The organism is Azospirillum sp. Sh1 (genome assembly GCF_008365135.1).
Lineage (GTDB): Bacteria > Pseudomonadota > Alphaproteobacteria > Azospirillales > Azospirillaceae > Azospirillum > Azospirillum oryzae.
Window position 1 is genome coordinate 82522 of record NZ_VTTK01000003.1, and the last position, 25650, is coordinate 108171.

The 25650-nt window shown below is 67.8% G+C and carries 23 protein-coding genes; 9 read left to right on the top strand and 14 right to left on the bottom strand.

Annotation, left to right across the window (positions count from 1 at the left end):
* Window positions 1-18: 18 nt before the first annotated feature.
* Together FZ029_RS04925 and FZ029_RS04930 are read left to right on the top strand one after the other, a co-directional pair.
* On the top strand, window positions 19-951 hold the full coding sequence (locus FZ029_RS04925) for an exopolyphosphatase (protein ID WP_149268231.1): 933 nt from the start codon (window positions 19-21) through the stop codon (window positions 949-951).
* 26 nt (window positions 952-977) lie between these two features.
* The gene (locus tag FZ029_RS04930; protein WP_149268232.1) at window positions 978-1700 is read left to right on the top strand and encodes a hypothetical protein; all 723 of its coding nucleotides are present in this window, start codon (window positions 978-980) and stop codon (window positions 1698-1700) included.
* A gap of 8 nt (window positions 1701-1708) precedes the next feature.
* On the opposite strand, the gene FZ029_RS04935 is transcribed toward FZ029_RS04930, so the two are convergent.
* Complete coding sequence (locus tag FZ029_RS04935; protein ID WP_149268233.1) at window positions 1709-2692, bottom strand: CobD/CbiB family cobalamin biosynthesis protein; 984 nt, start codon at window positions 2690-2692, stop codon at window positions 1709-1711.
* 42 nt (window positions 2693-2734) lie between these two features.
* Window positions 2735-3298, bottom strand: coding sequence for an ankyrin repeat domain-containing protein (locus tag FZ029_RS04940; protein ID WP_136705234.1), 564 nt, complete (start codon window positions 3296-3298; stop codon window positions 2735-2737).
* A gap of 110 nt (window positions 3299-3408) precedes the next feature.
* Here FZ029_RS04940 and FZ029_RS32890 point away from each other — a divergent pair, with 110 nt between their 5' ends.
* Both FZ029_RS32890 and FZ029_RS04945 read left to right on the top strand, forming a co-directional pair.
* Window positions 3409-3555, top strand: coding sequence for a hypothetical protein (locus FZ029_RS32890; protein WP_188051818.1), 147 nt, complete (start codon window positions 3409-3411; stop codon window positions 3553-3555).
* 72 nt (window positions 3556-3627) lie between these two features.
* Window positions 3628-4254 (top strand): general stress protein, encoded by a 627-nt coding sequence (locus FZ029_RS04945; protein WP_149268234.1) that lies wholly within the window; start codon window positions 3628-3630, stop codon window positions 4252-4254.
* Between the two features lie 30 nt (window positions 4255-4284).
* Here the strand turns inward: FZ029_RS04945 and FZ029_RS04950 are convergent, their stop codons facing one another.
* Genes FZ029_RS04950 through FZ029_RS04960 form a run of 3 tightly spaced genes read right to left on the bottom strand, consistent with a single transcriptional unit; the run spans window position 4285 to window position 10834 of the window.
* Window positions 4285-5682 carry a DUF1329 domain-containing protein gene (locus FZ029_RS04950; protein WP_149268235.1) on the bottom strand — a complete coding sequence of 466 codons (1398 nt, stop codon included), beginning with the start codon at window positions 5680-5682 and terminating at the stop codon, window positions 4285-4287.
* A complete protein-coding gene (locus FZ029_RS04955; protein WP_149268236.1) occupies window positions 5679-8405 on the bottom strand; it encodes an ATP-binding protein in 2727 nt (908 codons plus the stop codon). The genes FZ029_RS04950 and FZ029_RS04955 overlap by 4 nt, the downstream gene beginning before the upstream one ends.
* Window positions 8402-10834, bottom strand: coding sequence for an ATP-binding protein (locus tag FZ029_RS04960; protein ID WP_149268237.1), 2433 nt, complete (start codon window positions 10832-10834; stop codon window positions 8402-8404). Before FZ029_RS04960 ends, FZ029_RS04955 begins: the two co-directional genes overlap by 4 nt.
* A 355-nt stretch (window positions 10835-11189) precedes the next feature.
* On the opposite strand from FZ029_RS04960, the gene FZ029_RS04965 reads away from it, so the two are divergent.
* The 3 genes from FZ029_RS04965 to FZ029_RS04975 all read left to right on the top strand — a co-directional run bounded on the left by FZ029_RS04965 (window position 11190) and on the right by FZ029_RS04975 (window position 13620).
* Window positions 11190-11504 carry an STAS domain-containing protein gene (locus FZ029_RS04965; protein WP_149197487.1) on the top strand — a complete coding sequence of 105 codons (315 nt, stop codon included), beginning with the start codon at window positions 11190-11192 and terminating at the stop codon, window positions 11502-11504.
* 78 nt (window positions 11505-11582) lie between these two features.
* Entirely contained in the window at window positions 11583-12422 is an 840-nt protein-coding gene (locus FZ029_RS04970; RefSeq protein ID WP_247892148.1) for an ATP-binding protein, read from the top strand.
* 10 nt (window positions 12423-12432) lie between these two features.
* The gene (locus FZ029_RS04975; protein WP_149268239.1) at window positions 12433-13620 is read left to right on the top strand and encodes a fused response regulator/phosphatase; all 1188 of its coding nucleotides are present in this window, start codon (window positions 12433-12435) and stop codon (window positions 13618-13620) included.
* Between the two features lie 19 nt (window positions 13621-13639).
* On the opposite strand, the gene FZ029_RS04980 is transcribed toward FZ029_RS04975, so the two are convergent.
* From FZ029_RS04980 to phaP, 6 genes are all read right to left on the bottom strand, one after another.
* Complete coding sequence (locus FZ029_RS04980; protein ID WP_149197703.1) at window positions 13640-14428, bottom strand: NAD kinase; 789 nt, start codon at window positions 14426-14428, stop codon at window positions 13640-13642.
* 221 nt (window positions 14429-14649) lie between these two features.
* On the bottom strand, window positions 14650-16965 hold the full coding sequence (clpA, locus tag FZ029_RS04985; protein WP_109075459.1) for an ATP-dependent Clp protease ATP-binding subunit ClpA: 2316 nt from the start codon (window positions 16963-16965) through the stop codon (window positions 14650-14652).
* Between the two features lie 8 nt (window positions 16966-16973).
* A complete protein-coding gene (gene clpS / locus FZ029_RS04990) occupies window positions 16974-17300 on the bottom strand; it encodes an ATP-dependent Clp protease adapter ClpS (protein ID WP_063633957.1) in 327 nt (108 codons plus the stop codon).
* Between the two features lie 319 nt (window positions 17301-17619).
* Window positions 17620-18642: a tectonin domain-containing protein gene (locus FZ029_RS32895; RefSeq protein WP_188051819.1), complete on the bottom strand. Its 1023-nt coding sequence runs from the start codon at window positions 18640-18642 to the stop codon at window positions 17620-17622.
* 501 nt (window positions 18643-19143) lie between these two features.
* Window positions 19144-19623 (bottom strand): phasin family protein, encoded by a 480-nt coding sequence (locus FZ029_RS05000; RefSeq protein ID WP_149268240.1) that lies wholly within the window; start codon window positions 19621-19623, stop codon window positions 19144-19146.
* Between the two features lie 315 nt (window positions 19624-19938).
* Window positions 19939-20451, bottom strand: coding sequence for a TIGR01841 family phasin (gene phaP, locus FZ029_RS05005; protein WP_149197483.1), 513 nt, complete (start codon window positions 20449-20451; stop codon window positions 19939-19941).
* A gap of 497 nt (window positions 20452-20948) precedes the next feature.
* Here phaP and FZ029_RS05010 point away from each other — a divergent pair, with 497 nt between their 5' ends.
* Window positions 20949-21710 carry a peptidase gene (locus tag FZ029_RS05010; protein WP_149197482.1) on the top strand — a complete coding sequence of 254 codons (762 nt, stop codon included), beginning with the start codon at window positions 20949-20951 and terminating at the stop codon, window positions 21708-21710.
* A 22-nt stretch (window positions 21711-21732) separates the two neighbouring features.
* Here FZ029_RS05010 and FZ029_RS05015 read toward each other — a convergent pair whose 3' ends face one another.
* Window positions 21733-22440 carry a hypothetical protein gene (locus FZ029_RS05015; RefSeq protein ID WP_149268241.1) on the bottom strand — a complete coding sequence of 236 codons (708 nt, stop codon included), beginning with the start codon at window positions 22438-22440 and terminating at the stop codon, window positions 21733-21735.
* 478 nt (window positions 22441-22918) lie between these two features.
* Between FZ029_RS05015 and FZ029_RS05020 the strand changes: the two genes are divergently transcribed.
* Window positions 22919-24169 (top strand): D-alanyl-D-alanine carboxypeptidase family protein, encoded by a 1251-nt coding sequence (locus FZ029_RS05020; protein WP_149268242.1) that lies wholly within the window; start codon window positions 22919-22921, stop codon window positions 24167-24169.
* 25 nt (window positions 24170-24194) lie between these two features.
* Here the strand turns inward: FZ029_RS05020 and FZ029_RS05025 are convergent, their stop codons facing one another.
* A complete protein-coding gene (locus FZ029_RS05025; RefSeq protein ID WP_149268243.1) occupies window positions 24195-24950 on the bottom strand; it encodes a response regulator in 756 nt (251 codons plus the stop codon).
* Between the two features lie 87 nt (window positions 24951-25037).
* Window positions 25038-25529 (bottom strand): MmcB family DNA repair protein, encoded by a 492-nt coding sequence (locus tag FZ029_RS05030; protein ID WP_149268244.1) that lies wholly within the window; start codon window positions 25527-25529, stop codon window positions 25038-25040.
* Between the last annotated feature and the right edge of the window lie 121 nt (window positions 25530-25650).

Here is a 25650-nt window from a genome sequence, read left to right on the forward strand (position 1 = left end):
TCGCCAGGGGAAGTTTGCATGTCCGACGCCGCGAAATACCGCCTCGTTACCCGGTCCGACTTCGACGGGCTCGTCTGCGCCGTCCTGCTGAAGGAGTTGGGCATCCTCGACGAGATCAAGTTCGTCCATCCCAAGGACATGCAGGACGGCAAGATCGAGATCACCGGCCGCGACATCACCACCAACCTGCCTTATGTCGAAGGCGCCCATCTGGTGTTCGACCATCACCTGTCGGAGACCATGCGCGTCGGCGAGAAGCCCAACCACATCATCGACCCCAAGGCACCGTCGGCCGCCCGCGTCGTCTTTGATTACTATGGCGGGAAGGAGCGTTTCCCCACCATCTCCGACGAGATGATGCTGGCGGTCGATCAGGCCGACTCGGCGCAGTACCTGCGCGACGACATCCTGAACCCCACCGGCTGGACCCTGCTGAACTTCATCATGGACGCGCGCACCGGCCTGGGCCGTTTCCGCGAGTTCCGGGTGTCGAACTACCAGCTGATGATGGACCTGATCGACTACTGCCGCAGCCACTCCATCGCGCAGATCCTGGAACTGCCCGACGTGAAGGAGCGGGTGGAGCTTTACACCCAGCATGCCGAACTGTTCGTCGACCAGCTGAAGCGCTGCGCCACCGTGCGCGGCAACGTCGTCGTGCTCGACCTCCGCAAGGAGGAGACGATCTATGCCGGCAACCGCTTCATGATCTACGCGCTGTTCCCTGACACCAACGTGTCGATCCATGTGCTTTGGGGCCTGAAGCAGCAGAACACCGTGCTGGCCTGCGGCAAGTCGATCCTGAACCGCAGTTCGAAGTCGGACATCGGCCCGCTGATGCTGCAATATGGCGGCGGCGGCCATCAGGCAGCCGGCACCTGCCAGGTCGACAACGACCGGGCCGAAGAGGTATTGGAGGCCATCGTCGCCCGCATGCGCGCGGACGGCTGACAGGCCAACGATCGGATCCTGAGCGATTGAGCGCCTTTCCTCCCTTCCCCGACGGCACCCTGTTCGACGCCGGCTGGCTGTCCGCCCTGTCGGACGAGGTGCCGAGGGCGGAGGCGCTCGACCGCGCCCGCCCGGTGGTGGCCGACGCCATCGCCCGCACCGATGCGGCCGGCGCGGCGGCGCTGGCCCGCATCGACGCGCTGGTGAGGGAAGCGGCGCTCGACGCCATCCCGGCCCTGCTGGCGGCGGAAACGGTGGAGTTGCCCGACGCCGCCGCGACCGCCGAACGCTCGATCCACGACCTGATGAGCCGCGTCGCCTACAAGCGGCGCGAGTTGATGCCGCTGTTCCCCGACCTGATCGAGCGTGTCGCCGCCGTCCATGCCGCGGCGGTGCTGGCCTGCGGCACGGCGCGCTGGCAGCTGATGGCGGCGCGGGCGCGGCTGCAGCCGGGCCGGCCGTCCAGCCCGATCCAGGGCGCCGGCACCCGCTATGTGAAGAGCGACCGCTTCGACGCCCGCGCCGTCGAGAGCCTGCCCGCCATCGACCGCACCCGCGCCGACCGCATCCTGAAGCGGCTGGGCGAAGCGCCGGTGCCGGACGAGCTGGAGCTTCGTCCGCTGGATGAGGGCGACGATCTCTGGACCATCAAGGCCGGCGGGATCAGCCGCTTCATCCTGCGGGTCGAACGCGACCGGCGGGGGCCCTTCTATATGGTGGAGGATGTCGGGCCGCAGGCGGCCGGCTGACTCCGTTCCTAAATCCCCGCCACGCCCCACAGCAGCAGCGCCACCAATCCGACCAGCAGCAATGCTGCGACGGCCGATAGAGCGAGCGCTCGCCCGATGTCGGCGGGGGTGGCGCGGGCGCGGCCGTCGCCGATCCAGTTCTCGGTGATGACCACGCCGCCGTCGCGGTGCGGCCCGCCCAGGGCCAGACCCAGCGCGCCCGCCATTGCGGCGATGGGCCAGCCCATGTTCAGCGACGGATGCTTGCGGGCATCGCGGCCGAGCGCACGCAGGGCGGCGCCGGCCTTGGCGGTGCCGATGAAGGGCGCGGCCAGCGCCAGCAGCAGCCCGGCCAGCCGGGCGGGCAGGGCGTTCAGCGCGTCGTCCAGCGTCGCCGCGGTCGATCCGAAGCGGCCATGGCGGACGCCGGGACTGCCCAGCGCGGCGTCGGCGCCGTCCATCACGGTCCAGACGAACAGGCCGGGCACGCCGAGCAGGGCATAGCCGAAGACCGGCGCCACCAGCTTGCGGTCGAAGGCGCGGGCGGCGGCTTCCACCGCCGCGCGGGCGATGCCGTGTTCGTCCAGGCCATAGACATGGCGGCGGGTCAGCGACTGGATCGCCTCCTGGCCGGGCACCAGCCCACCGCTTTCCAGGGCGCGGCGCACCGCGCGGATGCGCGTCCAGGCGGCCCGGCCGCGCAGGCCGCAGAGCAGGGCCAGCAGTTCCACCATCCAGCCGCGGCCGATAGAGCCGATCCACTCGACCAGCAGCCCGGCCGCCACCGCGATCAGCACCAGCGCCAGCACCACCAGCGCCCCGCGGATCACCTGGGCCGACTTGCCCCGCTCCGCCCGGTTCAGCCGGGCGTCGGCGGCGTTGCAGAATCGCCGCGCCAACCCCGCCGGATCGGGCAGGATGCGGTCCAGCCAGTCGCCGAACAGCGCGTCGATCCCCAGTGCCAGCAGCAGGAGCAGCAGCGGGCCGGGACCGCCGAAGGCCGAACCGAACATGAGGTCTCCGCGAAGTAGGGTCCGACCGCCAGCGGACGGGAATCAGCGCGCGCCGGCTTGGCGCAGCAGGGTGCCGACGCGGGCGTTGCGGCTGTCCTGCGCCCAGTTCAGCGCGGTCCGGCCGGTGAAGTCGGAACGGTCGACCTGCGCCCCGGCCTTCAGCAGCCGGTCCACCACGTCGGCCCGGCCGCTGCGGGCGGCGACCATCAGCGGGGTCATGCCCTCGCGGTTCTCCATGTCGACCTTGGCGCCCTTCTTCAGCAGCAGGTCGATCAGTTCCGGATTGCCGTTCTCCGCCGCAGCCAGCAGCGGGGTGTTGCCGGCCTTGTCGGCGCGGTTGACGTTGGCGCCGCCCTCCAGCAGCAGCTTGGCGATGGCCGGGCTGGAGCGGTCGACGGCGGCCAGCAGGGCGGTCTTGCCGTGGATGTCGGCCTGATTGGGGTTCTCGCCCCGCAACAGGGCGCCCTTCGTCTTGGCGACGTCGCCGTCATTGACCGCCTGCATCAGCCCGGTGTCCTGAAACAGGCTGATCTGGGCGAGGGCCGGGGCGGCGGAACCGGCCGACAGGCCGGCGGCGAACAGGGTGGCGAGCAGGAGCCGCTTCATGGCGGGTATCCTTCCTTGACAGCAGGGGTGCCGGATACTAGCCAAAAGACAGGTGCTTTTGCCAGATCGGCATTCATCGCCGTGCCTGCTGCGTCGACAGGTTGAAGCTCATGCTCCGCAATCCGCTGGCCCGCCACATCGCGCTGTTCCTGCTGGTGAAGGCCGTGCTGATCGGGTTGGGCCTCTGGTGGTTCCTGGGCGCCATGCCGGAGCCGCGCGGCATGATGCCGCCGCCGGTCACATCGTCGCGCCCCTGAGCGGAACCTTGCGCCCGAATTCCGGTTGGATCCGGATTGTTCGGACTTCCTGCGAAGCGAAGGGGTGGAGGCATGATCGAGAGCCGCGACCAGAACCCGACCACGATCGATTCCAGTGCCTGGACGGGAGACACCGGAAGCACCGATGCCGCGGTGCGCGAGGCCGTGGCGGTCTTCGACAGCCGCGAGGCCCTGCAGAGCGCCATCGACGACCTGAGCCTGGCCGGATTCCAGCGCCACGAGTTGAGCGTGCTGGCCAATGACGAGACGATCCGCGAGCGTCTGGGCGGCGTGCCCGGCGATGTCGGCAGCCTCGCCCATGATCCCAACGCCCCGCGCCAAGCCTATATTTCGCCGGAGGATGTCGGCAGCGGCAAGGGCGCCGCGGTCGGCTTCCCCGCCTATGTCGGTGCGATCATCGCCACCGGCGCGGTGCTGGCCACCGGCGGCACGGCGCTCGCCGCCGCCGCGGCTGCCGCGGCCGCCGGGGTGGGCAGCGGCGCGGCCGGGTCCTTCCTGTCGCAATGGATCACCGACAAGCGCAACGAGCCGATGCTGCAGCAGCTCGACAAGGGCGGCATCCTGCTCTGGGTCAATGTCGGCGACGCGGCGCGCGAACGCATCGCGCTGGAGGTCCTGAACCGCCACGCCGCCCATCCGGCCGAGGTCCATCAGGTCCGCCAGACCGGATCCGAGTGATCGCTCCGCAGTGATCGCGCCGGGGATCCGTCAACCCCGCCGGCCGCGGCGGACCAGGGCGTCGGGGGTGAAATCCTGCGGCGTCAGCGGCGCGCCGAATATCGGCGGGGGCAGGCCGTTGTCCAAGCCACGGGCGGTGTAGCGGTCGGCGGTCAGATCGAAGGCGAACTCCACCGCCGGCACCAGGGCGGGGACCTGCCAATGCTGCACCGGGTGCGCCTCGGCGTAGCGCAGCAGGTTGCCCTTGCCGTCGTAATGCTCCGACGCCAGGATCTGCCAGCTGTCCTCGTCCAGGTAATAGGTGCGGTCGGGCAGGGTGTGCTGGAAATTCGACTTCAGCCGCGCATCGACCACCCAGACCCGGTGCATCTCATAGCGCAGGAACTGCGGGTTGGGATGCCCCGGCCACAGGATGTCCCGCAACGTCAGGCCGGGGTTGGACAGCCGGTAGGCGTTGTAGGGCATGTACATCTCGCGCCGCGTCACCAACGTGTAGTCGAAGCGGTCGAGCGCGCCGCTGAACATGTCCAGCATGTCGGCGGTGCAGATGCCGCCCGTCACCGGGTCCGGCGTGTCATACGCGAAGTCCGGCGCCCTCACCACGCGGCCACGCTCCCCCTCCCGCGCCCAGGCATGGGTGCGCGCGGCGATGGGGTCGAGGGTCCCCTGCAGGATCAGGCTGCTGCCGGACTGCTCCTTCGGTTCCAGGATGGTGCGGCGATAGAGCAGCGGCGGTGCCGCCATGTCGCCGTCGGCATAGGGGGAGACGAACTCCTCCCGCAGCTTCGTCATCGAACGGCTGCCGTCGCCGGACTGGACCACGGTCAGGCTGGTGCGCGACACGCTGCCGCCGCGCCAGCGCAGCTTGTGGTTCCACATCGCCTGCACGCCGTTGGCGGGGATGGGGAAGGGCACGCCGACCGACGCATCGCGCAACGCCAGCCCGTTTCCCTCCAATCCGGCGCGGTCGGCGTTCGCAAGCGTGGCGTCATAGATCCGTTGCGGTGCGGCGGCGCTGCGGTGGCAGGGGAACAGCGCCAGTTCGAAGCTTTCCGGATATTTCGTCAGCAGCGCCTGCTGGCCGGCGGTCAGCCGGACCTTGTAGCGCTCGACGTCGGCGGCGCCGACGGTGAACCAGCGGACATCCTCGATGTAGGGATCGGGCGGCGGGCGGCCGGGCACATAGCCGCGCGGCGCCCCGGTCAGGCCGCCGGTCCAGGGCGGGATCGCCCGCGTGCGGTTGCCGGCCCGCACCGCGCCGAAGGGCGTCAACTCCTCGCCCAGCCGCGGCACGCCGACATCGGGCGGAGCGACATCGGGCGGAGCGCCCTGGGCGAAGGCGCGTGGCGCGGCGGCCGTGGCGGCGGTCCCCAGCAGCAGGCCGAGGGCCTCCCGCCGGCCGGGTCGGAAATCCGTCGGATCGCTCATGCCGTCGACTGCTCCGTTCCGGCAAGTTCCTGTTCGATGGCGTCGCAGGTCGCGGCGAAGCTGTCGCGAAGCCGGTCGGCCGCCTCCGTCAGCCGGTCGGGCGGGGCGCCTTCGGTGGCGGCCTGTTCCAGAAGCCGGGCCGCCTCCGCCAGCGGCTTGGCGCCGGCGTTGCGGGAGGAGCCCTTCAGATTGTGGGCGCAGGCCCGCACCCAGTCACGGTCGCCGTTGCCGAGCGCCGTCCCCAGGTCGGCAAGCACGCCCCGGCCGATGGTGACGAAATCGTTCAGCAACTCCGCCAGCATCGCCTCATCGCCGCCGCACAGCGCGCGCAGATTGCCGAGATCGACCAAAGCGCCGCTGCCGGCCGCGGTGGCGGCGGTGGATACAGGTGGCGTCATGGCGGCGTCGGGCTTGGCGGCATCGGGCATGTCTGCATCGGCGGGGGCCGGCGGCATCCAGCGGGCGAGCGTCACCGCCAGTTGCGACAGTTCGAGCGGCTTGCTCAGCACATCGTCCATTCCGGCTGCGCGGTAGCTCTCGATGTCGGCCGGTGCGGCGTTGGCGGTGATGGCGACGATGGGCAGGCGGTTGCCCGCGCCGGCCGACACCTCGTCGCTGCGGACCTGACGGGTCAGTTCGAACCCGTCGATCTCCGGCATCTGGACGTCGGTCAGCAGCATGGCGTAGCGGCGCCGGCCCTGCCGCATGGCGTCCAGCGCCGCCAGCGCCTCCGCCCCGCCCGGCGCCATCTCCGCGGCATAGCCCAGTGCCTGCAGCTGCATCTGCAGGACCTTGCGGTTCACCGGATTGTCTTCCGCCACCAGGATCAGCCGCCCCTGGGCCATCGCCTCCTCGACGCCGGGTGCAGCCGGGCCGTTGGCGGAGCCGGCTTGGCCGCGCCCGGCTCTGTTCGAGGACTGTGCCGTCGCGGGACGGTGGGAACTGGTTTGGGCCGCCGGCTGGGAAGGGCACAGACGCCCCGCGGCGACGGCCACCGCGCGCAGCAGCACCAGCCGGCGCAGCGGCCGGCTCAGCACCATCGTGCCCGGCTCCGCTCCCCGCGTGCCGGGGAGGGAATCGGGACCGGCCTTTCCGCCGGTTTCGTGGCAGAGCAGGACCACCGGCGGCCGGGCCTCGCCGATGCGGCGGCCCAGCTCCTCCGGTGCGCAGGCGGCGGCGGGGATGTGCAGAGCCTCGTCGATGGCGACCACGCCGACGGCGCAGCCGGCCTCGCGCGCGATGCGGGCCTGGGCCGCCAGTTCGGGCGGCGAGGCGGCGGGCAGCACGCGGGCGCCGGCCTGCTCCAGATAGCGGGCGAGGAAGCCGCGCTCCATGTCGTCGGGCACGCCCAGCAGGACCGTCAGCCCGTCCAGCCCGATGGCGTCCTGGCCGTCCTCCGCCGACGCCGGACCGGCGGCGCGGTCCAACGGCAGGCGCAGCCAGAAGGTGGAGCCTTCGCCGGGCTTGCTCTCCACCCCGATCTCGCCGCCCATCAGCGCCGCCAGCCGGCGGCTGATCGACAGCCCCAGTCCGGTGCCGCCGAAACGCCGGGTGGTGGAGCTTTCGGCCTGGGTGAAGGGCTGGAACAGGCGCTGGCACGAGGCCTCGGCGATGCCGATGCCGGTGTCGGACACGGCGATGCGCAGCAGCGGCTCGGCCTCGCCCGCGTCGTTCTGGGCGCCGGCCGGCTCCAGCTCGGCACGCAGCACGACGCGGCCCGCCTCGGTGAACTTGATGGCGTTGCCGGCCAGATTGAACAGGATCTGGCGCAGCCGCACCGGATCGCCCAGCACCGACTGCGGAATTGCCGCGTCCACATAAGTCAGCAGTGTCAGTCCTTTGGCCCCGGCGGCCGGCGCCAGCGTTTCCGCCACCCCTTCGACCAGGGCCGGCACCGACAGCGCCACCCGCTCCAGATCCATCTTCCCGGCTTCGATCTTCGAGAAGTCCAGGATGTCGTCGATGATGCGCAGCAGGGCGTTGGCCGATTCGCGCATGGTGCCGACGGTATCGCGCTGCTGCTCGTCCAGGTCGGTCCGTTCCAGCAGGCCCAGCATCCCCAGCACCCCGTTCATCGGCGTGCGGATCTCGTGGCTCATCGTGGCGAGAAAGGCGGATTTGGCCCTGGTCGCCTCTTCCGCCTGTTCGCGGCTCTCGCGCAGCTCGCGCGTGCGCTCCGCCACCCGGGTTTCGATCGACTGGATCTGGTCGAAGGCGCGCAAGGCCGCGATCACCGCGGTGAACAGGCTTTCGGCCGACAGATCGGCCTTCGGCTTGTAGTCATTGATGTCGTAATCGACGATCACGTCGCGCTGCGGCGCCTGTCCCGGCTGGCCGGTGCGCAGAATGATGCGGATGTCGCGGTTGCCCAGCTCGTCACGGATCCAGCGCACCAGCTTCAGGCCGGAATCGTCCTCCTCCATCACCACGTCCAGCAGGATCACGGCGATGTCGCGCCGGTGTTCCAGCACGTTGCGGGCGTCCGCCGCGGTGAAGCTGCTGATCAGGTCCAGCCGCCGCCGCTGGAAGGAGACGTCGGCCAGCAGCAGTCCGGTCATGGAATGCACGTCCGACTCGTCGTCGACCACCAGGATCGGCCAGGGCGGTGCCGCCGGGTCGAAGATGGCCGCGCGCGCCGCCACCGCGTCATGCCCGGCCGCGGCGCCGTCCGCCTCTTCGTCGGCGAACAGAATCTCGTCGTCGTCGTAGGCGCCGCTGCTCATGCGGGTTCCTTCTCCAGCGATACGGGCGTCGTCATGGCGGTGGCGGTGGCGGTGGGGGCCGAGGCGGTGGGGGGCGCTGTGGTCGAGGCGGTTGCTGCGGTCTTCGGGATGCGCAGGGTGAAGGTAGTTCCATCGCCGGGAACGCTGTCAACCGAGATCCGCCCGCCCAGCGACTGCGTCACCAGATTGAAGACGATGTGCAACCCCAGCCCGCTGCCGCCCGACCCGCGCCGCGTGGTGAAGAAGGGCTCGAACACCTTCGGCAGGTTCTCCGCGGGGATGCCGACGCCGTCGTCGGCGAAGCGGACCTCCACCTCGCCGTCCGCCGTCTCGTCCACGTCGATGACCATGTGTCCCTTGCAGTCGGCCGGGAAGGCGTGGGTCAGCGCGTTCATCACCAGATTGGTCACCACCTGGCTCAGCGCACCGGGAAAGCTGTCCATCACGATGCCGGGCGAACAGGCGATGGCGACCCGGTGGCGGCTCTTGCGCAGGGTGGGGCCGAGCGAGGTCACCACCTCCTCCAGATAGGCCAGCAGGTCGAAGCGGCGCCGCTCCTCGCTGGTCTGATCGACGGCGACGCGCTTGAAGCTCTGGATCAGCTCGGCCGCGCGGGTCAGGTTCTGTTCGATCAGGCGGGAGGATTCGCCGGCGGTGGCGACATAGGCGGCGAGTTCGGACTTCCTCATCGTGCCGCTTTCGAACGCCTCGGCCAGCGTCGAGGTCCGCCCCGACAGGTGGGTGGCGCAGCCGAAGGCGATGCCGATGGGGGTGTTGATCTCGTGCGCGACGCCGGCGACCAGCAGGGCAAGCGAGGCCATCTTCTCCGCCTGGACCAGACTGGCCTGGGTCTCCTTCAGGTCGGCATAGGCGCGTTCCAGTTCCTGCATCGCATTGAAGATCTCCTCGGCCGAGCGCGCCTCCACCGTCACGTCGGTCAGGGTGCGGACGAAGCCGCCCTCCGGCAGCGGGTTGGTGCGCACCTCGACGATGCGGCCGTCGGGGCGGCGGCGCTTGAAGGTGAAGGGCTGGTCGATCATCCCCGCCGGCTCGCCCAGCGGGATCCCGAACTCATCGTCGGGACCCGCTCCGGCGGCGGCCATGCCGGCGCCCCCCGGGCCGGTTCCGAAACTCAGATACAGGTCGGGATCGTCGCCCATCTCGCCGAATTCGCCCTGGCGGCGCTGGATCGCCACGATGTCGGCGAAGCGCGGATTGCCGGACAGCACCTCCGGCAAGATGTTCAGCAGTTCCGCGGCCCGGCGGTTCGCCGTGACCACCCGCCCGTCGCCGTCGACCTTGATGATCCCCTGGTCGGTGTTGTCCAGCGTCACCTGCAGCACGTTGCGTTCATGCGCCAGATCCAGTTCCGCCCGCACCCGTTCGGTGACGTCGGACATGGTTCCGGTCAGGCGCAGCGCGCGGCCGTCGGCGTCGCGCTGGGCGGTGGCGCGGTCCTCGATCCAGGCCCATTGCCCGCCGCGCCGCCGCATGCGGTAGACGGCGGTGTAGGCCATGGCGTAATCGCGCAGGCGCCGCCGCGATTCGGCCATCACGCGCTCCGCCTCGTCCGGGTGCAGCAGCGAAGACCAGGTCTCCGCCGTCATCGACAATTCGTTGGAGCCATAGCCGAGCAGGGCGGGAAACTCCTTCGACCACCAATAATGCCCGGTGTGCAGGTCATAGTCCCAGACCGAGGACCGGGTCGCGGTGATCGCCAGCGCCAGCCGCTGCTCGCTCTTGCGCAGGGCGGCCTCCTCCTGTCCCAGCCGGGTGAGCATCGCGTTGTAGGCCTGGATCACCCGGCCCAGCTCGTCGGCGGCACCCCAGTCCACCTGCTTGTGGCCGCCGCCGCGCTCCGCTTCCAGGATGGAGGCGATCAGCCGCCCCAGCGGCCGCCCGACCGTCAGCCGCAACGCCGCCAGCGCCGCCGCGATGGTGCCGGCCAGCATCAGCAGAAGCAGCGCCGCTGTGTTCACCACCTCCTGCCGCAGCTGTTCGCGCACGACGTCCTGGCTGTAATGCAGCGTGAGGGTGCCGACCTGGAGGTTCTGCACCCGGATCACACGGCGCTCGACATGGGAGTCGTCGACGGACGGGCAGCTCGATCCCGGCCAGACGAACCACCCCTCCGCCAGATCGTCGCTGACCTCGACGCAGACCAGTTCGCGGTTGGCGCCGATGGCCTGGATGACGTTGCGGATCGCCGGGACGTCGAAGGTCCACAGGCTGTTGGTCAGCGCCGCCGCGTTGACGTCGGCGATGGCCGCCACCTTTTCCCGCAGCCCTGCCTGAAGATCCTTGTAGCGGTCGTAATAGAACAGGGCGGAGCACAGCGAGACGGCGACCACCAGACTCGGCACGAGGATCAGAAGGAACTTGGCCGATACCGTCGGGACACGACGCCACGCCTCAGCGATCCTGGTCATGCGTTGCCGTTCCGGAGGTTCTGGGTAAGGGCGGTTGGACGGGACGTGCGGAATGGGCGGGGCCCGGCGGTGGATGTCCGCGACCGGTGCCCATCGAGCCGGCGCCGCCGGTTCGACACGCGGCGCGCGTGCCTTCCCGGATATGTTCTACTCCGTTGCGTGCAACCCGTCCATGGGGGTGAATCCCGAGGCCGATCATGGAAGCAGCGTTGCAGTTCCGGGAAATACTGCGTAGCTGCAGCATCGGCACTTGAGACAAGGCGACGGAATGCACTACTGTGCATAAGCAATATGCCTGGGTTTCGCGCGCATTCGTATGGATGCGACCAAGGCTGCGGACCGGTTGAGAGGATTTATGGATTTCAAGACGACCAATACAGGCGATGCGACCGAGGTCAGGCTGGCCGGCCGCCTGGAGTTCACCGACCACGACAAGATACCCGGCATCATCGAGATGCTGGACCCGATGGCGCAGACCGGCAGGCGTCGCTTGGTCCTCGACATGTCGGCGCTGGAGTTCATCGACTCCGCCGGTCTCGGCATGCTGCTGATCCTCCAGGAAGAGGCCGAGAACCACGAGATCAAGATGGTGGTTCGCGGCCCGGCGGGAGACGTCAGGCGGTCGATCGAACTCGCGCGGCTGAGCGAGATCATCACCATCGAGCCCTGAACGGCCGAATTCGAACCGCGGGACCGGCCGGGCCGATCCCGCCCGCCTGCCGGTTTCCGTCCGATGGGAGTTTGCCGCATGGACGCCGCTCACCACGACCGCAGGGCCGAGCCTCCGGCCGAAGCGGCTTTGCGTGGCTTCAGCCTGCTGCGCGACCGGGTGCCCGCCGATATGGCCGCCCGCGTCCTTGCGCGCTTCTGTGGAACGGACCAGCAGCCGGGCGACGGTCCCGCGTCCCCGGACGCGCGGCCAAGCGGACGGCCGGGGGAACGGCCGGGGGAACGTGTGGTGGAAACGCTGCTGATGGAGCGGGCGGACCGCGACCGGCTGCGCGCCGCCTTCGACCGCGGTCCGTTCCTGACGGTGGAGCTGGGTGAGGGCGCCGACGAGGCAGCGGCCCTGCTGGACGACTGGTCGGGCGCACCGGCGGCGGACAATCCGGACCTGCCCGGATTCTATCTGTCGCTGACCACCGGCACCGCCTATGGCCTGCAATGCCCGGTGCTGGTCTGCGACGAACTGGCGCGGCGCGGCGCGCTCGACCCGCAACGCCGCTCCAATGTTGAACTCTGCCTGCACGAGGCGGTCGCCAACGCCATCGTCCACGGCAACCTCGGCCTTTCCAGTGCGGTGAAGGGGGAGCCCGGCGGCCACCGCCGCTTCAGCGAGATGATGCGCGACCGGCTGGGCGATCCCGCCGTGGTGCGGCGCCGGCTGGACATCTTCTGCCGCTGGAACGAGCAGGGCATCGCCATCGCGGTGGTGGACCAGGGCGGCGGCTTCGACACCGAACTGGCTCCGGCCATCAGCGGCAACAAGGCGCGTTCGGGCCGCGGCTTCGTCTTCATGCGCACGCTGGCCTCGCGGGTGACGGTGACCGATGGCGGGCGCTGCACCGTCCTGCAGTTCGACCGCTGACGGAGCGTCCATGGCCGGGCCCGCCCTGTCGTTGTCGGACTGCCGTGTCCTGATCGTCGACGACAACGAATTCAACCGCAAATCCCTTGCCCTGGTGATCCGCCGCGCCGGCATCACCGACATCGCCTTTGCCGAGAATGGCCGGGAAGGGCTGGCGGCCGTCGACCGCTTCCGTCCCGACCTCGTCCTGCTCGACGTCGACATGCCGGTGATGAACGGCTGGGAGATGTGCGAGGCGCTGCGCCGCAACGCCACCCACGAGGAGCTTCCGGTCCTGTTCCAGACCGCGCTCGACAGCGACGAGGAGCAGGTGCGCTGTTTCGAGGCCGGCGGCAGCGACTTCATCTCCAAGCCGATCAAGCCGGGCGAATGCGTGGCCCGCGTCCGCCACCAGTTGGAGAAGCGCAAGCTGTTCGGCGACCTTGCCGCCTTCCGCGAGCGGGTCCAGCGCGAGCTGTCGCATGCCCGCGCCATGCAGACCTCGCTTCTGCCGGAGAACCGCCGGCTGGCCGAGGTCGCCGACCGCTACGGCCTGACGCTGGATGCGCATTTCGAGACCTCGTCGGAACTGGGCGGCGATTTCTGGGGCCTCTATCCGCTGGGCGACCGGCGGCTGGGGCTGCTGATGGTCGATTTCGCCGGGCACGGCATCACCGCGGCGATCAACACCTTCCGCCTGCACACGCTGATCGACCGTTTCCCGATGCAGCACATGGCGCCGTCGCAATGGCTGGTGCAGTTGAACTCCGCCCTGAAGGACGTGCTGCCGACCGGTCAGTTCGCCACCGCCTTCTTCGGCATCCTCGACCTCGCCATCGACACGCTGACCTTCGCCGCGGCGGGTTCGCCCAACCCGGTTCTGGGAATGCCGTCCGCCACAAGGGGGAACGCGCCGGATATCCGCCTGCTCGATTCGGCGGGGCTCGTCCTGGGCGCCTCGCGCCGGGCGCAGTATGTCGACCAGAGCCATCGCCTGCCGCGCGGCGGCTTCCTGTTCCTCTACAGCGACGCCCTGATCGAATGCGGTGGCGAGGAGTGCGGCCCGCTGGGGCAGGACGCGGTGCCCGACTTCGTCCGCGACGGGCTGGCCCGCGACCGCCAGCATCCGCTGCGCCCGATGATGGACAGCTTCTATGCCCGCACCAACCTGCCGCTGCGCGACGACCTGACCGCCGTCTGGGTCGCCAGACGCGCGTAAGGACCGGGCGTCGGCCGCCTCAGGGCGCGAACTGCTCCTTCAGGATGCGTTCCTCGAAATTCAACTCGGGATCGAACAGCAGGGTCAGGCCGACATCGCGGCATTCCTGCACCTCGACCCGCAGGACCTCGCGCACCTCGGTGAAGTCGGCGACGGCGCTGACCGGGCGCTTGGTCTCCTCCAGCACGTCGAAGCAGATGCGGGCGGCATGGGGAAGCAGGGCGCCGCGCCAGCGCCGCGGGCGGAAGGCGCTGATCGGGGTCAGGGCCAGCACGCCGGCGTTCAGCGGCACGATCGGGCCATGGGCCGACAGATTGTAGGCGGTGCTGCCGGCCGGCGTCGCCACCAGCGCGCCGTCGCAGATCAGCTCCGGCAGCCGGACCACACCGTCGATGGTGATGCGCAGCTTTGCCGCCTGCCGCGTCTCACGCAGAAGCGACACCTCGTTGATGCCCAGCGCTTCCACCCGTTCGCCGTTGACCCGTGTGGCCACCATGCGCAGCGGGTGCAGGCGGACATGCTGGGACGCGACGATGCGCTCTGCCAGATCCTCCTCGCGGTAGACATTCAGCAGGAAGCCGACCGACCCGCGGTTCATGCCGTAGACCGGCGTCGGCCGTTGGCGGTCGCGGGTCAGCGCCCGGTGCAGCGTTTCCAGCAGGAAGCCGTCGCCGCCCAGCGCGACGATCACATCGGCCTCGTCCGCGGTGGCGTTGCCATAGCGATGGACCAGCCGGGTGCGGGCTGCCCGCGCCTCCTCCGTGTCGGCACAGGCGAAGGCGATGCGCAGCGCGTCGGGCGCGGGCATCAGGGGCGCCTGCGCGTCGGCGGAGTGGGGAAGGGCGGGCGCAGCGGAGGGCTGCATGGCGACGGGATCGGTCATGCCGCGACCATAGCGCAGTCCGGCAGTCGCGCAAAAGTTTCGCGCGGTGACGAAGCGATGCAAAAGAGCGCATCCGCCTGCCGCACAACGAAAAAGGAGGCCGCGGACGGCCTCCTTTTTTACGATATGGAACGGATCGGCCGAGGTTACTCGACCATCTCCGACACCATCTCCTCGTCATCGTCGCCGGAGGTACGCTTCGGCCGGTTGCCTTCGGCATAGTCGAAGGCCGGCTTGTCGTCCTTGACGGTGACCTTGACCAGACCGCCCTTGCTGAGCTTGCCGAACAGCAGCTCTTCCGCCAGCGGCTTCTTGATGTACTCCTGGATCACGCGGCCAAGCGGGCGGGCGCCATAGAGCGGGTCGTAGCCCTTCTTGCCCAGCCACTCGCGCGCCTCTTCGTTCAGCTCGATGGACACGCCGCGGTCTTCCAACTGCGCTTCCATCTGCATGATGAACTTGTCGACGACGCGGTTGATCACCTCCTGGGTCAGCGGCGCGAAGGGGATGATCGCGTCGAGACGGTTGCGGAACTCCGGCGTGAACATCTTCTCGACCGCTTCGATGTCCTCGCCGACCCGGCGGTCACGCTCGAAACCGATGGCGGGCTTGGCCATGTCGGCGGCCCCGGCGTTCGAGGTCATGATCAGGATGACGTTGCGGAAATCGACGATCTTGCCGTTGTGATCGGTCAGCTTGCCGTGGTCCATGATCTGCAACAGGATGTTGAACAGATCCGGGTGGGCCTTCTCGATTTCGTCCAGCAGCAGGACGCAGTGCGGGTGCTGGTCGATGGCGTCCGTCAGCATGCCGCCCTGGTCGAAGCCGACATAGCCCGGCGGGGCGCCGATCAGGCGCGACACCGTGTGCCGCTCCATGTACTCGGACATGTCGAAGCGGGTCAGCTCGATGCCCAACGTCATGGCGAGCTGGCGGGCCACCTCGGTCTTGCCGACACCGGTCGGGCCGGTGAACAGGTAGTTGCCGATGGGCTTCTCCGGCTCGCGCAGGCCGGCACGGGCCAGCTTGATCGCGGAGACCAGCGCGTCGATCGCCTTGTTCTGGCCGAAGACCATGGTCTTCAGGTCGCGCTCGAGGTTCAGCAGCGTTTCCTTGTCGTCGCGGCTGACCGACTTCGGCGGGATGCGCGCGATCTTGGCGACCACCGCCTCCACGTCCTTCACGCCGATCTTCTTGCGGCGCTTGTTCTCCGGCAGCAGCATCTGCGCCGCACCGACCTCGTCGATAATGTCGATGGCTTTGTCGGGCAGCTTGCGGTCGCCGATATACTTGGCCGACAGCTCCACCGCGACGCGGATGGCGTCGTTGGTGTAGGTGACCTTGTGATGCTTCTCGTAATAGGGCTTCAGGCCCTGGAGAATCTTGATCGCATCCTCGACCGACGGCTCGTTGACGTCGATCTTCTGGAAGCGGCGGACCAGCGCCCGGTCCTTCTCGAAATAGCTGCGGTATTCCTTGTAGGTGGTCGACCCGATGCAGCGCAGCGAACCGGAGGCCAGGGCCGGCTTCAGCAGGTTCGAGGCGTCCATCGCCCCGCCCGAGGTGGCGCCGGCGCCGATCACCGTGTGGATCTCGTCGATGAAGAGGATGGCCCCCTCCGTCGCCTCAAGCTCCGACACGACGGCCTTCAGCCGCTCCTCGAAATCGCCGCGGTAGCGGGTGCCGGCCAGCAGCGAGCCCATGTCGAGCGCGAAGATGGTGGCGTTGCGCAGCACCTCCGGCACTTCCTGCTGGACGATGCGGCGGGCGAGCCCCTCGGCGATGGCAGTCTTGCCGACACCGGGGTCGCCGACGTACAGCGGATTGTTCTTCGACCGCCGGCACAGGATCTGGATGGTCCGTTCGACCTCCTGCTCCCGGCCGATCAGCGGATCGATCTTCCCGCCGGACGCCTTCTTGTTCAGGTTGACACAATACGCCTCTAGCGCTTCGCTGCCTTTTTTCACGACCTTCTCCGCCGCCGCCTCGTCGTCAGCGCCCGAGACCCGCTTGGTTTCCGAGCGGCCCGGAGCCTTCGCGATTCCGTGAGAGATGTAGTTGACCGCATCGAACCGGGTCATCTCCTGCTCCTGCAGGAAATAGACCGCGTGGCTCTCGCGTTCAGAGAACAAGGCAACGAGCACATTTGCTCCCGTCACCTCCTCACGTCCCGACGACTGGACGTGGATGGCCGCACGCTGCAGAACCCGTTGGAAGCCAGCCGTCGGCTTGGCATCATCAGGCCTGTTCGTGATAAGGTTCGCCAGTTCGTTGTCGAGGTAATCCGACAGTTCCGCGCGCAGACGGTCGAGGTCGATCCCGCAAGCGCGCAAGACGGCAGTAGCATCGGAGTCTTCGGTCAACGCGAGCAGAAGATGTTCGAGCGTCGCGTATTCATGCCTGCGCTCGTTCGCGTGGGCCAGGGCTCGGTGCAGCGTCTGTTCCAGGTTACGCGACAGCATGTGTGGGTCTAATCCTTTTCTAACGTGCATTGCAGCGGATGCTGGTGCTGGCGCGCAAAGTCCATCACCTGCGTGACTTTCGTCTCCGCCACCTCGTAGGTGAACACGCCGCACAACCCCACACCCCGCCGGTGCACATGCAGCATGATCTGGGTCGCTTCCTCCCGCGATTTGCTGAAGAAGCGTTCGAGAACGAGAACGACGAACTCCATCGGAGTATAATCGTCGTTCAACATCAAGACCTTATACATCGACGGCTTTTTTGTCTTTGGCTTGGCCTTTACGACCACGCCGCTGTTCGTGCCGTCGTTGCCCTGCTTGTCAGAGTCGGCCATGGTCCCAGTCGAATGTCATCGCGATGCACTGTCACTGTGAATGATATGGTCATTTCGGGCGCGGTGGGAAGGGGCCGTTTTCGGTCTCCCTCCATTTGGCAGACCCTCCTTTGGTCCGGTCGGCCTTCCGATACCCCTAAATAGGAGACACCTCTTGCCTTTGGGCCGCAATCGGCGGGAATCCCTATGCAGGGTTTCGGCGGTTCGGCGCGACATGGTGCCCACAAACGAACGCGGGGACCGTTTCCGGTCCCCGCGCTGTCGCATTGCCGTCACCCTTCCCGCCGGCGCCTGCCGGGGGGCCGGATCGTAGACTGGATCAATCCTCTTCGACCTGGAAATTCATCCAGCCGCCGGTCGAGTTGACGTTGATGGTGTTGTCGCTGGAGGTCAGCGTATAGGTCCCGTTCACCCCGTAGAAGGCGTAGGGGCCGACCGTCGCGCCGTTGGTCGTGATCGTGAACTTCAGCGTGGCGGATGCGCCGGGAGCCAGGCTGGGCACGGTGAGCGGAATGCCGCTGACGGCGATCTTGTTGGCGTCGAAGAGCTTCTTGTCATAAACGGGCGTGAGCGAGATGTTTGTCGCGGTCACACCCGACGCGACATTGGTCACTGTGAAGCCATAGTCCGCCGTTTCCGTCGGCTCCAGCTTCTTTTCCAACAGGGCCGGGTTCGAGATCAGAAGCGGTTCGTCGGGCAGGAAATAGAAGATGTTGCCGGCGCTGTTGACGCCCCAGACGGTCCCGTCGGCAGCAGCCGAAATGTTGGCAAGCGTGCCGGACACCACATCCCACGTGCTGCCCGTCCAGCGAAAGATGTTGCCGGCATTGTTGACGCCCCAGATGATCGACGCCGAGCCGCAGGAGACCTGTGTCAGGGTGCCGGGCACCTGCACCCATTTGCTCCCGTCCCAGCGAAAGATGTTGCCGGAGGCGTCAACCCCCCAAACCGTCCCGTCGCTCGCAACGGACACGTTCGCCAAGCTGCCGGGGACCGGCGTCCAGCCGTTGTTGACCCATTTGAAGATGTTGCGGGCGGAGTTGACGCCCCACACATTCGTTGCCGAACCGCAGGAAATCTGGCTCAGGACACCGGGGATCTGGGTCCAGCTGCTCCCGTCCCGACGATAGATTTTGCCGGTGCTGTCGACGCCCCAGACGGTTCCGTCGGCGCCGACGGAAACGCAGGACAGCGCTCCCGCAACGTTGCTCCAGTAAGCGATGCCGCCGACAGCGTCGAAAATCTGGCTCGACCCATTGACGCCCCAGATGTACTGCCGAGAGCCGACGGAGACTTGTTTCAGTCCACCCGGGACCAGGATCCATTTGCCTTGGGTAGCCATAGATTTATCCAATCCAGTGTCAGTTATTGAAAGAACATATTCTGTCTCAGTCTTTGCTCGCTAAGAGTCAAACGGAATCTTTATAACAAACTAGCAAATTTATATAAGAATACATACGCAACATTTGGAGATAAGTACTAATGATGGTCGTTGTTGATAACAAACATCCAGAGAAATAAAATAAATACATATGAGTTCGCTATGGAAATACGGATGATTTTGTCTTTTTTGCATAGGAATGCGTGTGTAGCGACGCGGTAGTTTTGGCGTCATCATCTGGGCGGCTTGGAGTGATCGGGAAACAGGACGGAAGCCGGAGCGCCGCCGCCACTGAGGGGGGCGGTGGGAGCGTTGGCTGGGCCGGTCGCGAATCGTGAGCTCGCCGTGGCACACGTATGCCTTACGCGCGACCTTCGGCATGGCCGTACCGGCAGGCAAAAAAAATCCGGCGCCCCATAAAGGGACGCCGGACTGTTCCGGACGAAGCGTCTGTAAGTATGGTCAGGCGGCGATCGGCTTCTTCGACAGGACCTCGACCGTGGCGTTGACACGGGCGCTCAGCGGAGCCAGCGCCTCGTTGGCGACCTTGACGGTCAGTTCCTGCAGCTTGGTGCTCTCGGACATCAGGGCGTCGAGGCTGGCCTTGGTGTAGGCCTTCTGCAGCTCGACCAGCTCCTGGATCGTCTTCACCGCCAGCATGGACTTGGCGTTCGACACGCCCTTCTCCAGCGAGGACTGGGTGAAGGCGGCGACCTGCTTGCCGGCCTCTTCCGCGCCCTTGGCGACGACGGTGCCGGACTGCACGAACGCGTCGACATTCCCCTTGGTGAGGGCGGTCAGCTCCTCATAGCCCTTCATCACCTGGGCGGAGGCCTTTTCCATCTGCTCCTGCTGGGCCTTCACGAGGCCTTCCAGGTTCTGCTTGGCGGTGGCGATGGCGTCTTCGACGGACTTGGTGACGGCGGCGATCTGGTCGGACATGGCTATGCTCCTCGCGCTCTCAGGGGTCAACCGCGCGGCCCCGACGATGCGGCGACCGGGCGCGGAGTGGGTTGAAACCCTCGGACCCCGAAGAACCGGGCGCCCGAGATATGCTGCACTGCAACATGAGCAGAATGTAAGGAAATCCGGGCGCGGAGTCAATGGATATTGTGCACTGCACAAAAGTCGGCGGCGGGCAGGTGCGGAGCCCGGAACGCAAAACGGCCCGGCAACCGCGTGGAGGTTGCCGGGCCGTCTGCGGGGCCGGGGTACAGGGCTGAACCCCGGCCGTCAGGTCTCGTCCAATCGGGCCGATCAGGCGGCGATCGGCTTGGAGAAGGTCTCCACCGTCGCGGTGACGCGGGCGTTCAGCGGGGCCAGCGCCTCGTTGGTGACCTTGCTGGTCAGCTCCTGCAGGCGGCTGGTCTCGGCCAGCATCGCGTCGAAGCTCGACTTCAGGAAATCGTTCTGCAGCTCCACCACTTCCTGCAGGGTCTTGGCGGCCAGCAGGGCCTTGCCGGTGGTGATGGACTTGTCCAGCGCCGACTGGCCATAGGCGACGACCTCGCGGCCCAGATCCTCGGCGCCCTTGGCGGCGATGGTGCTGCTGGCGATCAGCGCCTCGACATTGGCCTTGCCGGTGGCCTGCAGGTCCTCATAGCTCTTCAGCAGCTGGGCGGCAGTCTTCTCGAACTGCTCCTTGGCGGCGGTCGCGGTCTGCTCGAACTGCTTGACCGTCTGCTCCTGGCCGGCCTTCACCAGACCCTCGTACTGCTCCTTGGCCTGGGCGGCGACGGTCTCGAGCGACTTCGGCGTAAACTGGTTCATGACGCGCGTTCCTTCCTGGCTGATGCCGGCGTATGGAGAGTGGACCCAGCCGCCGCAAAGCGTGGCACGGGGCCGGCCGGCAGCGGTGTATGTTGCGTTTTTACGTTGTGCAGCCGTTGTCACGGTTTTCCCGGCGGCCGTTGACCGACCCCGAAAAATGCTGCACTGCAATATAAGGGTTTTATGGGCTAAGCACTGCGCGGTGTCAACAGTCCGTTCGGCGGGTATGCGGCTTACTCCCTTGTGCCGAACGGTACCCCGAAAGCGTGAATTTCCTGTGACGTCATGGCCGCCTTCGTTGCGGTCGGGGCGGCGGCCGCGGAAGCGGCGGCAAGTCTCCGATGGAGACTGTCCTTAACGAAGACTTTACCGGCGCTGGGACAAGTGTAGCGTGGCCGTGGAGGGGATTCGCCTCGGCCATTGGTCAGGTGCGGCGCTTGGACGCGGCGCGCCGGGCCATCCCTTCATCAGGCCGCATCTTCGGGACCATTTCGACCATGACCTATTGCCTTGGCATCAAGACCCGCGACGGCCTGATCGGTCTGTCGGACGGCCGAATCACCAGCGGATCGCAACTGTCGTCGGCCCGCAAGGTGACGATGATGGGCAGCGGCGGCGACCGCTTCTTCATCATGAACTCCGGCCTGCGCAGCGTCCGCGACAAGACGCTGGCCTATCTGCGCCGCGACATGCAGAAGCGCCGGGGCGAGGCCTATGCCACCATGCTGGACGCGGTGTCGGCCTTCACCACCTGCCTGCGGCAAGTCGCCGCGGAGGACCGGGAGTCGCTGGAGGCGTCCAAGCTGCACTTCAACCTGCACGCCATCATCGGCGGCCAATTGGCCGAGGACCGCGAACCCTACATGTTCCTGGTCTATCCGGAGGGCAACTGGATCGAGGTGGACGAACGCACGCCCTACCTGTCGATCGGCGCCACCGCCTACGGCAAGCCGATCCTGGACCGCGCGCTGACCTACGGCACCGACATGCAGACGGCGCTGAAGCTGGCCTATCTGTCCTTCGACAGCACCCGCTTCTCCACCAACGACGTCGGCTTCCCGATCGACATGGTGTCCTACCATGCGGAGTCGCGCAGCTGGCGCCAGTCGAACTACGACTATGACGATCTCAGCGAACAGCGCCAGTGGTGGAACCGCAACCTGACGGAGCTGGCCCGCCGCATGCCGGACGGTCCCTGGGTCGAGACGCTGGTCCCGGAAGAGATGCGTCCGCGCCAACCCGCCGAAGAGGCGGTCTGAAAGGACGCGGCCCGGCCGGCGATCAGTTCCCCGGAAGGGCGCTCAGCAGCAGCGCCCCGAAGGGGGCGGTCGGGCCTACCAACCCATCCCGACCGACCTGAATCTCGAAGAACACCCCGCCGTCGGCCAGCTGGCCGGAAGAGGGCAGGCTGCGCGGCGCGTCGTCGGGTTCCGGCAGGCCGGGGAAGGCGACGCCGGTCGGGTCGAGGCCGCGCAGAAGCTCCGGGAAACGGGCGTCGGTGAAGCGGCTGGACGGGTAGGGAAAGGCGGTGAAGAACCACTGCCCGGCGCGGCAGCCGTTGATCAGCCAATAGAAGCCATTGGACGGCAGCCGCAGCCCCTGGGGCGGCGGGTCGAACGCCCCGTCGTCGCGCAGGCGGCCGATGAAGCGGTCATACTGCGCCGCGGTCAGTTGCAGGGTCGCCGTGCGGCCGCGCGCCGCGGAGAAGGGGTCGGTCAGCGTCATGCGGGCGAGGTCCGTCGCCTCGATCACATGCGCCTCCACCGCCGCGCCGCCGCGGTCGGGGTCGCCGACGACGTCATAGGTGCGCACGTGCCGATTGTAATCGGCGTTGAAGATCAGGCGGAAGCGGTCGGCGCCGTCCTTGCCGCAGCGCGACCGCAGATCGTCGCCGTTGAGATAGCTGAACCAGGTCAGCTTGCGCGCCAGCGGATTGTCGGTCGGCCCCACCGAGCCGCAGCCGGCGAGCGCCAGCAGGGAGACGGCCATGGCCGCCGACTTCGCCCCCCGGGCAAAACGCCGGGCCAGGCCATGGCGGAAAAGGGTGGCCGGAACGGTTCTTTGATGACCACGACTCATTGTCGCTTGCCTCGCGTCTGCGGCCCCTGGTAGGTGGAGAAGAAAGGGCGCTGCGGCAAGCCCCGGATGGCGGGCTTCGGCCTGTCGGATGGCGCCGGTAACCCGTCTGCCCCCTGCCGTAACCCTTCCGCCGTGCCCTTGTCCGCCGTCCTTTCCCTCGTCATGCAGGACCCGCAATTTTGGCCACAGAAACTGCGAAAAGCCAAAGCAGTAAATTAACGAATTCATGCTAGACACTGATTTCGCACGAATTTACCATTGAACCAAGCACCAGTATCTAGCGGTTGGCGGGGCCATCATGAGTGTAACGCGCAACACCGTTCGTAACGGATTGTTTCCGTTCGCCTTTCGCGCGGCGGATACGAACGGGGGGCGGAGTTCGGCGGGTGTGGGTCGCAATTTGTTCGCGGCTGCCGCGCTGCTGGGAATGGTGGCGGCCGGATCCGGCCTGTCCGCGGCCGAGGCGCTGGCGGCAAAGGCCGCGGCCATCGTCGTCGATGCCCGGACCGGGCAGGTGCTGATCGACCAGGACGCCGACGCGATCACCCATCCGGCGTCCCTGACCAAGATGATGACCCTGTACCTGACCTTCGACGCGCTGGACGACGGTCGCCTGACCCTCGACCAGCAGTTGCCGGTCTCGTCCTGGGCGGAGAGCATGTCGCCGACCAAGCTGGGCCTGCGCGCCGGCCAGACCCTGAAGGTGGAGACGGCGATCCTCGGCCTCGTCACCAAGTCGGCCAACGACGCCGCGGTGGTGCTGGCGGAGGCGCTGGGCGGCACCGAGTCGCGCTTTGCCGAGATGATGACGCGCAAGGCCCGCGAAATCGGCATGCGCCACACCGTCTACCGCAACGCCTCCGGCCTGCCGAACATGGAGCAGGTGACGACCGCCCGCGATTACGCGATGCTGTCCCGCGCGCTGATGCGCGACCACGCCAAGTATTACCCCTATTTCAGCCGCCGCAACTTCGTCTATGGCGGCCGTACGCTGGCCAACCACAATCACCTGATGTCCCGCTACGAGGGCATGGACGGCATCAAGACCGGCTATACCGTCGCGTCCGGCTTCAATCTCGCCGCCTCGGCGGTTCGGGATGGCCGTCGTCTGGTCGGCGTGGTGATGGGCGGAAAGTCGGCCGTGTCGCGCGACAACAAGATGGCGGCCCTGCTCGATCAGGCCTTCGGCCGGCCCGGCCGGGGTCACGAGGACGGGCCGGTTATGGCGAGCCTCGACACCACGCGCTCCGACGCTGTCGACGGCGAGGGGGACGACGATGAGGAACCGGTGGTGAAGGCGAAGCCGGTCCGTGCGTCGCTGCAGACGGCGGCGATCCCGGTCGCGCCCGCGAAAGAGGAGAAGGCGAGTCGAGGCAGTGCCTCTTCGCATTGGGGCGTCCAGGTCGGCGCCTTCTCCAGCAAGGCGGCCGGCAACAAGGCGGTGAGCCAGGCGGTCAAGCAGGCGCCTTTCCTGCTGCGGACGGCCAAGCCCAGCGTCGTGCAGGCGAAGGCCGGCAAGGAAACCGTCTATCGTGCCCGCCTGATCGGGTTGGACGAAAAGGACGCCCGCAAGGCCTGCGCCGTTCTGAGCAAGCACGGCCACCATTGCGTCGCCGTCTCGCCGGGCGAGCGGGGCTGACGACGGCAGACGCCGGCGGCCGGGCTCATTCCCGCGCCGCGGCAGCGCTCCGCTTCAGGAAATCCAGGGCCGGCGCCAGCGTGCCGGCCAATTCGACGGTCAGCTGCCCCTGATCGGCGCCCGGCTGCTCCAGGCCCGCCTCCAAAGCACGGGCCGCCCGGCGCACGGCCAGACAGCCATATTGGCCCGACACGCCGGCGATCTTGTGGGCCAGCGCCCCGGCCGTCTCCCGGTCCCCAGCCTTCAGCGCGGCGGCCAGCGCCTGCCCATGCTGATCCAGCACCGCGGCCGTCCGGTCGAGAAGTTCGGCGGCGCGGGCGGCGGGCAGCATTTCCCGCATCGTCCGGAGGGCCCCCTCGTCGAAGGCCGGCCCGGTTGACGACGGTGCGGCTGCCGGTCCGCCACCGGGTGTGGAGGACAGGGCGTCCAGCCGCAGCGGCTTGGTCAGCATGCCGTCGGCGCCGCAGCCGGTGCAGCGGGCGTGCCCTTGCGCGGTGGCGCTGGCGGTCAGCATGAGAATGCGCGGGGCGGCGCCGTTCGGCTGCCGGCGGATGGCGCGCACCGCCTCGTCGCCGGGCAGGCCGGGCAGGTCCAGATCCATCAGGATCAGGTCGAAGCCGCCCTGCGCAGCCGCCGCGACGGCGGCCGGTCCATCCTCCACCGCCACCACCCGATGGCCGGCACGTTCCAGCAGGGCGCGGGCGGCCAGGCGGGTGACCGTCTCGTCCTCCGCCAGCAGGATGTGCAAGGGGTTTGCTCCGCCCGTCCGGTCCGCGGTCATGCCGGTCCGCTCTCCCTGGTTGATATGGTTGCCCAGTCTACCCGGTTCCGCGTCGTCGCGCACCGGAAAGGTCGGGGGGCGGCGGGATCAGACCGTTGGCGACGCCTGGGTGAACATCGGATCCTCGATCCGATGCAGGCGTCCGGCGCCGGTCATCGCGGCGCGCAGCAGCAGGGTCTTGCGGCGGGCGGCGGCCAGCTTGGCGACCGGCGCCTCGCGCAGGACCTCCGCGCCATAGGCGTCGGCGACCATCAGCCCGCAATCCTCCGGGATCAGTTCGGTCGGGAACCCGTCGTCGACCGCAAAATAGAAGGCGTCGCACCAGTCGCGATACTCCTGCCATTTCTGGTCGGAGCGGAAGTCGGGAACGCCGCTCTTCACCTCGACGATCAGGATGCTGCCGGCCTCGTCGATGGCCAGAACGTCGGCCCGCCGGCCGCTCGCCAGCCGGAATTCGGTCAGGGTCGCAAAGCCGCGCAGAGCAAGCGCCCGCCGCACGCCACGGAAGATCGGCGGCGCACCCCCGGCCGGAAGACCGGAATCGCAGTCGGAAACCGGAACGGCAATATCGTCGCTCATGGCGCGGTGCCACCATCGAAACGGGAACGGGTAGGGAACATGGCCTCACAATGACCGGTCGGCGCGTTGCCGCCAAGGGACAAAAGCCCGCCAATTGGCAAAAAATCGGTCGCGATCAGGC